Below are 13,784 nucleotides of genomic sequence, written 5' to 3' on the forward strand. Positions count from 1 at the left end.
ATGCGCAAACACATCCTCGCCGCCGTGCAAGCGCACGCTGCGGCAGAATACCCACGCGAGTGCTGCGGGCTGATCATCGCCGTTGGCCGCTCCCACCGCTACATCCCATGCGATAACACCGCGACCGATCCCGCCGAGGAGTTCCGTATCTCGCCGGAAGACTACGCGGCGGCCGAGGACAAGGGCGAGGTGATCGGCATCGTGCACTCACATCCGGACGCCACCAGCAGACCGTCGCCGCGGGATCTGGCCATGTGTGAGGCCACCGGTTTGCCCTGGCACATCCTGTCGTGGCCTGAAGGTGATCTGCGCACTATCACGCCAACCGGTCACACGCCGCTGCTGGGCCGTCCTTTCGTGCACGGCGCCTGGGATTGCTGGCAGGTCTGCGCGGACTGGTACAACCGCGAGTGGGGGCTGGAATTCCCAGCCTATGCCCGGGAAGAAGGGTGGTGGGAACAGACGGACGGCCCGAGCCTCTATGAGCAGGCATACGGAGCGGCCGGCTTTTACCAGGTGAGCCGGCCGCAGCGAGGCGACATGGTCGTCATGGCTGTGGGGCGCACCGCCCATCCCAATCACGCCGGTATTTATCTGGGCGCGCATGCGCAACTGCCTGAGGAACATGCCCAGGTCTTCGGTCATGGGCCTTTCATGCTGCACCACCTGCTGGGGCGGCCATCAGAAATCATCGTGTTCGGCGGCCCTTGGCTAGACCGGGCTCGCCTTGTGCTGCGTCACCGAGACGCCAAGTGATACATTCAGCGCTTTTCAGGGAGGGATCACATGCGAATTCTGATCGGTACGGTGGCGCTTGCGCTGCTGGCAGGGTGCGTGACAACCGCAGATTTGGAAGGCAACGAGCCTTCGATTAGCGCTGAGACGCACAAAGACCCAAAGCAATATGCCCTATGCGTATTTCCGAAATGGCAGGCTGCCAGAACTGAGTCCTCCATGGTGGAGACCGAAAATGGCTACCGACTCTGGGTAGCGAATAGCAGCATGGCAGATGAGTTGCTTGATATCACGAGATTACCGACCGGTAGTTCAATAGCCCTTCGGCAGCGCATGCCTTGGTCAGCGATGCCTGGTCGCTCTGCGGTGGAGCGCGCCGTTAGGTCATGTCTTTAATCGCTCATCACAAACCGCCTTAGTGCGGTTTTTTTATGACTGGAGGAACCATGGCAGCCACAGCGGCTTACTATCAGCCGATGACTATTATCAAACTATCGGGATCCTTGGCTCGAAAGTTTGGGCGAACGCATCGTCGTCAGCTTGAGAGCGGCGCTACTTGGGAAGCTTTCAAAGCTCTCCAATCCACCCTGCAAGGTTTCGAAGAGGAAATTCGGCGACTCGATGGGCTGGGATTGCGCTTTGCCATCTTTCGTAATCGAAAGAACATTGGCCCGGACCAAATGAGCCTTCGAGGCACACAGGAAGTTCGAATCGTGCCGGTTGTTCATGGCAGCAAACGCGGTGGGATTCTTCAAACCATCATTGGCATAGCCTTGATGGTGTCCTCCATATGGCTAGGCCCGTCTGCATTTTATGCTGGCCTTTCTATGACGCTGGGCGGAGTTGTGCAGATGCTCAGCCCCCAGGCCAAGGGACTATCCCAGAGCGCCGCCCCTGAAAACCTGCCGTCGTACGCCTTCGGCAGCGCCAAGAACACCACAGCCAGCGGTAACCCCGTCCCGATTTGCATCGGCGAACGCCGCTGGGGTGGGGCAATCATCTCTGCCTCGATCGAGGCGCAAGACAAGGCCTAGGGCCGATTCAGCAAGCAGACCGCCTCCGGGCGGTTTTTTATTGCCCGGAGGAAAGCATGGGCCCAGCAGATCACGTGGATATCACTGGCGCCAAGGGCGGCAGCAGCAAGCCGAAATCGCCTGTAGAGGCGCCCGATAGCCTGCAGTCGACCAACATCGGCAAGATTCTGATTGCGGTGGGGGAGGGTGAGTTCGACGGTGAGCCGACGGATCGTGACATCTACCTTGATAACACCCCGATCATGGATGCCAGCGGCAGCGTGAATTTCCCTGGGGTGCAGTGGGAGTGGCGCTCGGGCGCGGTCGAGCAGGACTACATCCAGGGGATCCCTGCGATCGAGAACGAGACCACCGTTAATGTGGAGCTGCGCAGCGACAATCCATTTGCCCGTGCTCTAAGCAACACCCAGCTCTCGGCTGTGCGCGTGCGAATGGTCTGGCCGCGCCTGGCGCAGCAGGACAGCAGTGGCAATACCAATGGCTACCGCATTGAATACGCCATCGATATCGCTACCGATGGTGGCGCCTATGTCGAGGCGCACCTGGGGGCAGTGGACGGCAAGACCACCAACGGCTACCAGCGCTCGGTACGCGTCAACCTACCCAAGGCAACCTCCGGCTGGATGCTGCGCGTGCGCCGTATCACTCCGAACGCCAACAGCGGAACCGTGGCCGATACGATGACCATCGCTGGCTACACCGAGATCATCGACCAGAAGCTGCGTTACCCGAACACCGCGCTGCTGTACATCGAGTTCGACGCCCAGCAGTTCCAGAACATCCCTGCGGTAACCGTGAAGTGCAAGGCCAAGCGCTGGCCGGTGCCGACCAACTACGATCCCGTTGCGCGCACCTATGCCGGCGTATGGGACGGCACCTTCAAGCAGGCGTGGACCAACAACCCGGCGTTTGTGACCTACGGTCTGTGCGTCGAGGACCGTTTTGGCTTGGGCAAACGCATCAAGTCGTGGATGGTCGATAAGTGGGAGATGTACCGCATCGCCCAGTACTGCGACCAGCAGGTGCCGAATGGGCAGGGCGGTCAGGAGGCGCGTTTCCTGTGCGACATGAACCTTCAGGGCCGCGCCGAAGCCTGGACCTTGCTGCGCGACCTCTCCGCGATTTACCGGGGCATGGTGTACTGGGCCCATGGATCGCTGTTCATGCAGGCAGACATGCCGCGCGCCCAGGATATCGACTACGTGTTCACCCGGGCCAACGTCATCGACGGTGAGTTCGTATACGGCGGTGCCGAGCGTAACACGCACTACAGCCGGGCTCTGGTCAGCTACGACAACCCGGCCAACAACTACGACACAGATGTCATCCCGGTCACCGACAACGCTCTCCAGCGCCGGTACCGAGACCGTCCGGTGGAGATTTCGGCCATCGGCTGCACCCGTGCATCCGAGGCACAGCGCCGTGGCAAGTGGGCGCTGCTGAGTAACAGCCAGGACCGCACCGTCACTTTCAAAACCGGCATGGAAGGGCGCATTCCGCTGCCTGGCTACGTCATTCCCGTCGCAGACGAGCTGGTTGCGGGCCGTCCAAACGGCGGCCGGATCTCGGCGGCTGCCGGCCGCATTGTGACCTTGGACCGTGACACGCCGATCAAGTCTGGCGACCGGCTGATCTTGAACCTGCCGAACGGCACCGCCCAGGCACGCACGGTGCAGTCGGTGGCCGGCCGCGCGGTGACGGTAACGACCGCGTATGGCGTGCAGCCCGAGCCGGAACTGCAGTGGGCAATCGATTACCATGACCTGGCGGTACAGCTGTTCCGGGTGCTGAAGACAACCCGCACCCAAGAGGGGGAGTACGAGATCACCGCGCTCGAGTTCAACCCGAGCAAGTTCGCTGCGATCGACACCGGCGCCAAGTTGGACGAGCGCCCGATCAGCGTTATCCCGGTGACCACTGTGCAGCCCCCCGCGAGCGTGACCTTGTCTTCCGCCCACATGATCGACCAGGGTATCGCGGTCAGCACGATGACCATCGCCTGGCCGGCGGTGGAGGGCGCTGTCGCCTATGACGTGGAGTGGCGCAAGGACAACGGCAACTGGGTTCGCCTGCAGCGCACCGGCGCAACATCGGCAGACGTGGTCGGCATTTACGCGGGTTCCTACCTTGCACGCGTACGCGCTGTGAGCTCCTTCGACATTACGTCGATCTGGAAAAGCTCGACCCTCACTCAGCTGAATGGCAAGGAAGGCCTGCCGCCGGCTGTTTCCTTCCTGGATACGGAAAGCCTGCTGTTCGGCATCGGCATCAAGTGGGGCTTTCCTGCTGGCTCCAGCGACACCCAGCGTACCGAGTTGTGGTACAGCGAAGGTACAGACTTGGGCAATGCCACCAAGCTGGCAGACCTGGCCTACCCGCAGAACGAGTACGTGATGCAGGGCTTGCGCGCGGGCCAACAGTTCTACTTCTGGGCTCGCCTGGTCGATCGTTCCAGTAACCTTGGCCCATTCTTCCCTGTAGCCCCGGCAGTGGTTGCCGGAATGGCCAGCGCAGATGCTGGCGCGATCCTCGAGCAGATCAAGGATCAGATCACCGAAAGCGAACTGGGGAAGGAACTGCTCAGCCGTATTGATCTGATCGATAAGAATGGCCCCGGGTCGGTGAACGAGCGTGTGGACGAGGCGCGTAATCAGCTGAGTGAGCAGGTTTCCGAGGTCAATAACGCGGTCGAGACGGTCAAATCGTCGGTATTGACGGCTCGTGATGAATTGCAACAGCAGCTTGCGGCAGTTGATCAGGAAGTCGATGCGGCCCGGTCCGAGCTGCAGCAGCAGATCAATACCGTGTCCGCGTTGGCCGGCTCGTTGCCTTACAACAAGGACAAGGCCTATACGCTCAATCAGGGCGTACTGGGCGCCGATGGCAAGCTGTATCAGGCGCTAAAAGCGGTACCGAAGAACAACCCGCCGCCGAACGCGACCTACTGGACCGATGTTGGGCAGGCCATCGTGACGGCGGCCGGCACCGCCACGCGCGTGGGCAAGGTCGAAACGGACGTTTCTACCCTCAACGGTACGAGCACGGCGCAAGCCTCCAAGATTGAGGGCCTGCAGTCTGGCTTGACCACCACCAATGGCAACGTAACGGCCGCCCAGCAGGCCGCGCAGGCGGCCGCCACGGCAGCCGGCGCCAAGGGTGAGGTGATCTATGGCGCCACGGCGCCGGCGGCCGACAAGCGCTTGGCGCAAAACCTGTGGATCGACACCACCGGCAATGCGAATACGCCGAAGCGCTGGAACGGCAACACCTGGGTGGCGGTTACGGACAAGGTGGCCACCGACGCCGCTGCGGCCGCCGCCAATGCCCTGGCTGTGGCACAGACCAAGGCGGATGCCCAGGCCGTTCAGAGCGTGACCACCCGGGTAACCGATGTGGAAGGCGCTGTGAGTGCGCAGGGGCAGGCCATGACCGGCCTGCAGTCGAGCCTCACAACCACCAAGCAGGATGTGACGGCCGCTCAGCAAGCCGCGCAGGCAGCCGCCACGGCGGCCGGCGCCAAAGGGGAAGTGATCTATGGCGCTACGGCGCCGGCCGCTGACAAGCGCCTGACGCAAAACTTGTGGATCGACACCACGGGCAATGCCAACACGCCGAAGCGCTGGAACGGCAGCACCTGGGTGGCGGTGAGCGACAAGGTGGCCACCGATGCCGCCGCCGCTGCCGCCGCCGCCAATGCGCTGGCCGCGACCAAAGCCGACGCGTCGGCGGTCAATCTGCTGACCAACCGCGTCAGCAATGCCGAGGGTGTGCTGACCAGCTACAGCAGCGACATCACCCAGCTCAAGAACAGCCTGAGTGCCGCGCAGTCGTTCGTGGCCGGCAAGGCTTGGGAGTTCACCGGTTCGACGCGGGGTTGGTTCGGTACCCTCAGCGGTTCGACCTTTGTTGCCGGCCCACTGTTCGCCACGTCTGGCAACTGCCCTAACCTGCAGTGCAACTTCACCCCGACGTTCCCGGGCGCCGAGAACCCTTTCCTGCGCATCCGGCTGCGTCGGCGTAACACGGCCCGCGCCGGCGCGCAGATGTACTGGGCGAACGAAGATGGCGGGCTGGCCGAAGCCCGGCGCATGCCCTGGACGATCAATACCACCACGACCGACTGGCAGGATATTGAGATTGACTTGTCTGGCCACGCAGGCTGGAACGGCAAGAACATTCTGGCGATTCGTCTGGACATGATGAGTGCGTCGGATACCACCGGCGAAATCGACATTGCCTATATCGCGGTGGGACGCCGTTCGATTGCGGCCTCGGCGGAAGCCGTATCCAACCTGAGCAGTGCTGTCAGTGACGCCGATGGCAAGCTGGTCACGCAGGGCCAGTCGATCGTCAGCTTGCAGAACGGTCTGACCACGACCAATCAGGGCGTGACTGCTGCCCAGCAAGCCGCGCAGGCGGCAGCGACAGCCGCAGGTGCCAAAGGCGAGGTGATCTATGGATCGTCCGCGCCTGCAGCGGATAAGCGTTTGGCGCAAAACCTGTGGATCGACACCACCGGCAACGCCAATACGCCGAAACGCTGGAGCGGTAGCGCCTGGGTCGCAGTGAGCGACAAGGTTGCCACCGATGCAGCTGCAGCAGCCCAATCGGCGCTGGCCGAGGTGGCAAAGAAGGCCGATGCGTCGACGGTGCAAAACCTGTCCAACACGGTCGCCCAGCATGGCCAGGACATTACCGCCCAAGGTCAGGCGATGACGGCGATTGACGCCGCGATCGCCGAGGTGGGCGGGGAGAACCTGCTGTACAACCCCACGTTCAATCGTGCCAGCGCGGCCGATGCCAACGTGCCAGATGGTTGGGTGCTGGAGGGTAGTGCACCCCGAAACCCAAGCATGGTGCCGTCCTGGTTGAACGCGGGAGAGCGGGCGTTTCGGGTCGCGGTCACCGGCGTCACGAACGCGAGTCCTTATTTTTCGCTGGTCACCCAGTCGACCCAGCGGCCAAGGGTAGCGGGCGGGCAGAGCGTCACCACATCGGTCAACGCCCGCCGCATGGCGGAGGCGGGCTTGCTGGCCCTGCGCATCATCTACCAGTGGATAAACGAAGCCGGCACGGTAATCTCGGCGCCGGCCAACGGGTTCATGCCGATCACGGTTGAAGGTAGCCGGCACTCGTTCACGGCGGTGGCCCCTGAGGGGGCTGTTCGATTCAACGTCTATTTCCGTGTTCACAGCCAGACGGCAGCGGCTGTAAACGGCACTTTGGAGCTGGCCAGGCCGCAGGCTGAGTACGGTTCCCGCGCAACGGGATGGCGTGACAATGGGCAGGTTGCGGCAGGTGAAATCGCCGCGAACGTCTCGGCCACCAACCTGCTGACCGGCCGAGTTGGCCAGACCGAGCAGGGACTGGTGTCGCAAGGGCAGTCGATCGTCTCGCTTGAAGGTGGGTTGACCACCACCAAGCAAGGCGTGACCGCCGCCCAGCAGGCCGCGCAGGAAGCCGCTACGGCGGCCGGCGCCAAGGGTGAGGTCATCTATGGACCGACCGCACCTGCAGCGGATAAGCGCCTGGCGCAGAACTTGTGGATCGATACCACCGGTAATGCCAACACGCCGAAACGCTGGAACGGCAGCGCGTGGGTTACGGTAACGGACAAGATCGCCACGGACGCGGCGGCCGCTGCGGCCAATGCCTTGACGGTTGCCCAAAGCAAAGCCGATGCCTCGGTGGTGCAGACCCTGAGCAGCAAGGTCAGCGATAACGAAGGCAAGCTGACCACGCAGGGCCAGTCGATTACGGGCCTGCAGGGCAGTCTTGCCACGACCAACCAGAACGTCACCGCTGCCCAGCAGGCCGCGCAGGCGGCCGCCACGGCAGCCGGCGCCAAAGGTGAAGTGATCTACGGGGCGACCGCGCCGGCGGCTGACAAGCGGCTGGCACAGAACCTGTGGATCGACACCACCGGCAACGCCAACACGCCCAAGCGCTGGAGCGGCAGCGCCTGGGTGGCTGTGACCGACAAGGTGGCCACCGATGCGGCTGCAGCAGCGCAGTCGGCCTTGACGGAAGTGGCCAAGAAAGCCGATGCCTCGACCGTTCAGAGCCTGACCAACACGGTAACCCAGCAGGGTCAGGACCTGATCGCCAAAGGCCAGGCGCTCACGGCAATAGATGCTTCTATTGGTGATGCAGGCGGGGAAAACCTGCTCTACAACCCGGCTTTCACCAAGGTCAACGCTGTCGATCCGAATGTGCCTGACGGTTGGACCAGAGATGGTGCAGCGCAGAACAATTCCAGCATGGTCGAGTCCTGGCTGAATGCTGGAGAGCGCGCTTTCAGGTCGGCCCTGACGGGGGTTACCAGTGGCTCGCCGTACCTGTCGCTTATCCCTGCTACGACGCGAAGGGTAAAGGTCGGTGGTTCACAGTCCGTTACGTCGTCGATTTACGCCCGGCGCGCAGCCACCTCTGGCCTGCTTTCCCTGCGTCTGTACATCCAGTGGTTGAATGCTTCGGGAGGGGTGATTTCAGCCCCGTTCTCGACGCTCAACCCAGTCAGCGTTGACGGTAGTCGCCACACCCTGACTGCGGCCGCACCCGCCGATGCAGTTGCCGCCGTTGTGTATTACCGGGTGCATGGGGCGACCTCGACCGCAACCAACGGTACGGTTGAGCTGGCCCGACCGCAGGTCGAGTACGGTTCTCGTGCATCTGGCTGGCGGGACAGTGGCCAGGTGAACGCGGCGGACAACGCGGCCACCTCGGCCGCCGTCGATAATCTGACCTCGACGGTGAACCAGCAAGGCAGCAACCTGAGCAGTGTGGCCGGGAGGACCACAAGCCTGGAGAACAGCCTTGCCACCACCAATGGCAACGTGACCACGGCCCAGCAGGCCGCGCAGGCGGCCGCGACAGCGGCGGGCGCCAAGGGGGAGGTGATCTATGGCAGCACCGCGCCGGCCGCTGACAAGCGCCTGACGCAAAACTTGTGGATCGATACCACCGGCAACGCTAACACGCCCAAGCGCTGGAACGGCAGCGCCTGGGTGGCGGTGAGCGACAAGGTAGCCACGGACGCGGCCGCCGCAGCCGCCAGTGCGCTCAGTCAGGTCGCCACCAAGGCCGAGGCATCGGCCGTGAACTCGCTGACCAACCGGGTGAACAGCGCCGAAGGTACGCTCAGCAGCAACAGCAGCGATATCACCCAGCTGAAAAACAGCATCGGCACGGCCCAGCCCTTCGTGGCAGGCAAGTCCTGGGAGTTCATCGGTTCTACCTTGGGATGGGCAAGCACCACCGCCGGTTCGACCTTCACCGCTGGCCCGCTGTTCGCCACGATAAGCAAGTGGACGAACCTGCAGTGCAACTTCACCCCGGCGATTGCCGGCGCTGAGAACCCTTACCTGCGTATCCGGCTGCGTCGACGCAACACCACCCGCGCGGGCGCCCAGATGTATTGGGCAAACGAGGACGGTGGCCTGGCCGAGGCCCGCCGCATGGCGTGGACCATCAGTCTGACCACCAACGATTGGCAAGATATTGAGTTTGATCTGTCTGGCCACGCCGGGTGGAACGGGAAAAACATCATCGCCATTCGCCTGGACATGATGAACTCGGTGGACTCGTCGGGCGAAATCGACATTGCCTACATCGCGGTTGGCCGTCGCTCGGCGGCTGCTTCGGCGCAGGCGGTGGCTAGCTTGGAGAGCAACGTTACCGAGCAGGGCGGCAAGCTCACCGCCGAGGGGCAGCGGATCGATGGGTTGTACACCGCCGTAGGCGATGCCAACGCGGCGATTCAGAATGAAGCCAAGGCCCGGGCCGATGGAGAGGGCGCGCTAAGCAAGCAGATCCAGAACACCCAAGCATCGCTGGGCACGACCAATGCGTCGGTGCAGCAGGTGGCGACCGCCCAGGCCGACATGAAAACGATGCTGAATGCCCAATACACCCTGCGGGTGCAGGTCAACAACCAATATGGCGCGCACGTCTTCGCCGGATTCGGTATTGGCATCAACTCGCAGAACGGCATTGTCCAGTCTGCGTTTGTGATCAATGCGGACAAGTTTGTCTTGCTGAATTCGAGTAGCGGGCTTTCGTCGCCATTCTCCATCGTAGGCGGTCAGACCTTTGTCGATGACGCGTACATTCGGGCTGCGAGTATCAGTAACGCGAAGATCGCAGACGGGGCGATCAGTAACGCCAAGATCGCGAACGGTGCCATAACGGCCGCCAAGATCGGCGTGGCCGAAATCGACACGCTGCGTATCCGTGGCAACGCCGTCACGGTCCCGGTATCGGCGAGCAACCCCGCAAACTTGCTTGGGGCCGGTGTAGGGCAATGGCAAAACCTGATCGCCGTCGGTGTGCAAATGGACGAGGGCGGTTTCATCACGGCCCAGTACAGCTGCTACCAAGGGTTTGGCAGTGGTATCCGTAAGTACCAGTTCCAGATGGATATCAACGGCCTGGTGATCGCGGAAGGTGGTGGCGACTGGGCGGATAGCTTCCCCAACCTGATGGGATCAATCGGCGTAGCGCCTGGTTACTTCGTTATCACAGTGAAGTGGTGGGGGGAGAACTCGGGTGTTGGCGTTAAAAACCACACCCTCTATGCAATGGGAACCAAACGATGAGCAAAATTGGGCACTTTGCCGCCCATGAGACTGACGGCCGGATCGTGTTTGTCGTCAGCTGCCCGCCAGAACACGGGAAGAAGATCATCAGGCTCAACACCGACCGGCCTTTCATCCAGGTGGCCACACCGGCACGGCCGGCCGAACACTTCGTCATTGGCCAGATGCTCAAGGAGCGCCCCCAGATGGGGGCGGTTCTCCAAGGGCACTGGTTGAAGGGGGTCCACGAAGGTGCCACCGTCAACATCGAGAGCGAAACCTACACCGCTGACGGCAGTGACATCGAGCTGGAATTCTCGGCGCCGGGCACCTACCACGTCACGGTCAGCCTTTGGCCCTACCGCGATCAGGAGTTCACCTTTGAAAATTCAGCATAAGTGCGACCACTCCAAGCGTCGTGCGGCCGAGTATCCGCCGGTGGAGGAACAACTGGACATGCTGTGGCATGCCATGAATCAAGGGCATATGCCCAAGGCAGAGCCGTTTTTCTCGACCCTGCAGCAGATCAAGCAGCAATACCCCAAGGCTTGAACCCAAGCCAACTACCCAATGCCCGCCATCGAGCGGGCTTCTTTTTGGTGCGCCCGGCAGGGCGCGCTCACTCAGGGGTGGAAGTCCCCCGCACACCCGGCAAGGGGAAGTGCTAGCTAGAGGCAAGGGTTTCGCGGGCGACTGCGAGTCTGAAGGAAGCCCGAGGCAAATCGCTGGCCTGACGAACAGGAAGCGGATACGAGGCGGCATGGCGGGGTAAGCAGTCCGAAATCTGCGAAACCCAATACTTGCACAGAACGCCATGACGTAGATCCGACAGGCATAAGCGTGAAAGTGGGTGCGCAATACCCGGGGAGATCTGCACGGTTGCCCGTCAGGGCTACCGGCACCGCGAGGTGCTGGAATGACTGTGCAGAAGTCAGCAGAGGGCATAGTAGGTCGCGAGACTGAAGGCCTGAACGATTAATACCGAGAGTAGAACAGCTGATCTCGACAACCCACGATGACGCAGAAGCTCCCGACACGGGAGGCCTGCCTGCCATGGCCGGACGGAATCCGGAAAGAAGCCCGCAAGGTGCTGAGGGGGTTGCGGCGACGGCTGGGCGAACGAAATCGGAGGACTACCGGCTCATGGAGCAGGTGGTCGAACCCAGCAACATGCGACGAGCGTACAAGCGCGTCCTGAAGAACCGAGGCGCGCCAGGCGTTGATCGCTTGACGGTTGAGGAACTGAAGGACTGGCTGTTGGTGCACTGGCCAAGTGTGAAGGCGGCACTGCTGGAGGATCGGTACCTGCCACGGGCGGTGCGCCGAGTGGACATTCCCAAGCCTAATGGCGGGGTTAGAACACTCGGCGTACCCACGGTGGTGGATCGGCTTATCCAGCAGGCGCTCCATCAAGTACTGCAACCGATCTTCGAGCCAACCTTCTCCGATGGCAGCTACGGCTTTCGTCCGCAGAGAAGTGCGCTCGATGCGGTCGTCAAGGCGAAAGAGTATGTGGCCGAAGGAAAGCACTGGGTAGTGGACATCGACCTGGAGAAATTCTTCGACCGGGTCAACCACGACGTGTTGATGGCTCGACTCGCCTATCGAGTGAGGGATGGTCGCGTACTCAAGCTGATCCGGCGCTTCTTAGAGGCGGGGATGATGGCTAATGGCGTGATTCAACCCCGCAGCGAGGGTACGCCTCAGGGTGGGCCGCTGTCCCCATTACTGTCGAATATCCTGCTGACCGATCTTGATCGAGAGCTGGAAAGGCGGCAGTTGAAGTTCTGCCGATATGCTGACGACTGCAATATCTACATCGGCAGTGAAGGCGCAGGGCAACGGGCGATGGCGAACATCAGAGCCTTCCTGGAGGGTCATCTGAAGCTACGTATCAACGAGCAGAAAAGCGCAGTAGCACGGCCTTGGAAGCGAAAGTTTCTGGGCTACGCGATTACGATCTATCGCCAAGAGACACGGGTGCGACCTGCCCCCGAAAGCCTGCGAAGACTGATGGATCGAGTTCGTGAGTTGCTGCGCAAGGGGCGAGGACGGTCCTTGTCTCACACTATAGAGATGCTAAATCCCGTGTTGCGGGGTTGGGCAAACTACTTTCGGCTTACCGCGAACATGCGGATGCTGGAGGAACTCGATTGGTGGCTGCGTCGAAAACTACGTTGCCTGCTCTGGCGACAGTGGAAAACCCCGAAGACCCGCGAACGACGACTCATCTTGCTTGGGCTTAGGCCTGAGCGGGCGTGGAAGTCGAGTGTAAACGGGCGAGGGCCTTGGTGGAACTCGGCATCCAAACACATGAATCAGGCAGTACCGACGTTGTACTTCGCCAAAATGGGGCTGGTCTCGCTGCGCAGCACTGTGCAGGGACTCCAGCGTATTAGTTGAACCGCCGTATGCGGAACCGCACGTACGGTGGTGTGAGAGGGCTGAGGGAAAAAAAATCCCTCACCCTACTCGATTCTGGAGAAAACCCAAATGCGAACATCGCAACGCGGCTTGAGCCTCATCAAGTCGTTCGAGGGACTGCGCCTGCAGGCCTATCAGGATTCAGTCGGCGTCTGGACCATTGGCTACGGTGCTACCCGCGGCGTGAAGGCCGGCATGAAGATCAGCAAGGAGCAGGCCGAGCGCATGCTGCTGAACGACGTACAGCGGTTCGAGCCAGAAGTGCAGCGCTTGATCACTGTTCCGCTGAGCCAAAACCAGTGGGACGCCCTGATGAGCTTCACCTACAACCTGGGTGCTGCGAATCTCGAATCGTCCACGCTCCGCCGGTTGCTGAATGCTGGCAACTACGCATCTGCTGCAGAGCAGTTCCCGCGCTGGAACAAGGCTGGCGGGCAGGTGCTGGCCGGCCTGGTCCGCCGGCGGGCCGCTGAGCGAGATCTGTTCCTGGGGGCAGCGTGAACGGCTGGGTGCTGTCTGGAGTGTTGGCGCTGTTGCTGGTGACCCACTGGGCGGCGTACGAACACGGTCGATCGGTTGAACTTGCCCAGGCTGGCCAGAAATCAGCGAAACGGGATAGCGGCGACCGACTCGCCGAAGTGATTGGCGAGCGTGCGGCGCGTCTGGAAGAACACCGCAGCACAGATGCGCAACAAGAGGCGAGGGTAAAAGGCTATGAAGAAAGAAAGGTTGCTGATGCTGGCGCTGCTGGCGCCGATGCTGCTGGCCAGCGGTTGCGCCACGAAGCCGGAAAGCTCGCTTCCGCCGTCAGTTGCTCCGGCACGGATACCGCCGCTATCGCCCGAGGCCAGGCAGCCATCCGCGCCGCCATGGTGCTCTCCGAGCTGCTCTCACGGGCTGATGAACGAGCGGGAGAGTTGGCGCGGGCTTTTGACCGGGCACGAATAGCCGGTCATCAGTGCGAAGCGTCCTATGACGCACTCGCGCGAAGATAGCCATCTCAGACTTCAGCCTC

9 protein-coding genes are annotated in these 13,784 nt (G+C 61.9%); all 9 read left to right on the forward strand.

Features of this window, described 5'->3' with window-relative positions; all coding sequences use genetic code 11:
- The 9 genes from J3A71_RS11370 to J3A71_RS11410 all read left to right on the forward strand — a co-directional run bounded on the left by J3A71_RS11370 (position 1) and on the right by J3A71_RS11410 (position 13,764).
- A complete protein-coding gene (locus J3A71_RS11370) occupies positions 1-756 on the forward strand; it encodes a C40 family peptidase (protein WP_096426464.1) in 756 nt (251 codons plus the stop codon).
- 30 nt (positions 757-786) lie between these two features.
- The gene (locus J3A71_RS11375) at positions 787-1,131 is read left to right on the forward strand and encodes a hypothetical protein (protein WP_096426463.1); all 345 of its coding nucleotides are present in this window, start codon (positions 787-789) and stop codon (positions 1,129-1,131) included.
- Positions 1,132-1,181: 50 nt separating this feature from the next.
- Positions 1,182-1,769 (forward strand): tail assembly protein, encoded by a 588-nt coding sequence (locus J3A71_RS11380; protein WP_096426462.1) that lies wholly within the window; start codon positions 1,182-1,184, stop codon positions 1,767-1,769.
- A gap of 56 nt (positions 1,770-1,825) precedes the next feature.
- Positions 1,826-10,366, forward strand: a complete 8,541-nt coding sequence (locus J3A71_RS11385) for a DUF1983 domain-containing protein (RefSeq protein ID WP_096426461.1) — start codon at positions 1,826-1,828, stop codon at positions 10,364-10,366.
- Positions 10,363-10,743 carry a hypothetical protein gene (locus J3A71_RS11390; RefSeq protein WP_096426460.1) on the forward strand — a complete coding sequence of 127 codons (381 nt, stop codon included), beginning with the start codon at positions 10,363-10,365 and terminating at the stop codon, positions 10,741-10,743. The genes J3A71_RS11385 and J3A71_RS11390 overlap by 4 nt, the downstream gene beginning before the upstream one ends.
- The gene (locus J3A71_RS11395; protein ID WP_172901747.1) at positions 10,727-10,897 is read left to right on the forward strand and encodes a hypothetical protein; all 171 of its coding nucleotides are present in this window, start codon (positions 10,727-10,729) and stop codon (positions 10,895-10,897) included. The genes J3A71_RS11390 and J3A71_RS11395 overlap by 17 nt, the downstream gene beginning before the upstream one ends.
- 591 nt (positions 10,898-11,488) lie before the next feature.
- Positions 11,489-12,748 (forward strand): group II intron reverse transcriptase/maturase, encoded by a 1,260-nt coding sequence (gene ltrA, locus J3A71_RS11400; protein WP_020190400.1) that lies wholly within the window; start codon positions 11,489-11,491, stop codon positions 12,746-12,748.
- Positions 12,749-12,838: 90 nt separating this feature from the next.
- Positions 12,839-13,270 (forward strand): lysozyme, encoded by a 432-nt coding sequence (locus tag J3A71_RS11405; protein WP_096426459.1) that lies wholly within the window; start codon positions 12,839-12,841, stop codon positions 13,268-13,270.
- Complete coding sequence (locus tag J3A71_RS11410; RefSeq protein WP_096426458.1) at positions 13,267-13,764, forward strand: DUF2514 domain-containing protein; 498 nt, start codon at positions 13,267-13,269, stop codon at positions 13,762-13,764. The genes J3A71_RS11405 and J3A71_RS11410 overlap by 4 nt, the downstream gene beginning before the upstream one ends.
- Positions 13,765-13,784: the final 20 nt, after the last annotated feature.

This window comes from Pseudomonas sp. PvP089 (assembly GCF_017875165.1).
Taxonomy (GTDB): Bacteria; Pseudomonadota; Gammaproteobacteria; order Pseudomonadales; family Pseudomonadaceae; genus Aquipseudomonas; species Aquipseudomonas fortuita.

What these genes read in the sequence shown, in the direction of transcription:
- J3A71_RS11370 (WP_096426464.1), top strand. Translation starts at nt 1, where the DNA reads ATGCGCAAACACATCCTCGCCGCCGTGCAAGCGCACGCTGCGGCAGAA.
- J3A71_RS11375 (WP_096426463.1), top strand. Translation starts at nt 787, where the DNA reads ATGCGAATTCTGATCGGTACGGTGGCGCTTGCGCTGCTGGCAGGGTGC.
- J3A71_RS11380 (WP_096426462.1), top strand. Translation starts at nt 1,182, where the DNA reads ATGGCAGCCACAGCGGCTTACTATCAGCCGATGACTATTATCAAACTA.
- J3A71_RS11385 (WP_096426461.1), top strand. Translation starts at nt 1,826, where the DNA reads ATGGGCCCAGCAGATCACGTGGATATCACTGGCGCCAAGGGCGGCAGC.
- J3A71_RS11390 (WP_096426460.1), top strand. Translation starts at nt 10,363, where the DNA reads ATGAGCAAAATTGGGCACTTTGCCGCCCATGAGACTGACGGCCGGATC.
- ltrA (WP_020190400.1), top strand. Translation starts at nt 11,489, where the DNA reads ATGGAGCAGGTGGTCGAACCCAGCAACATGCGACGAGCGTACAAGCGC.
- J3A71_RS11405 (WP_096426459.1), top strand. Translation starts at nt 12,839, where the DNA reads ATGCGAACATCGCAACGCGGCTTGAGCCTCATCAAGTCGTTCGAGGGA.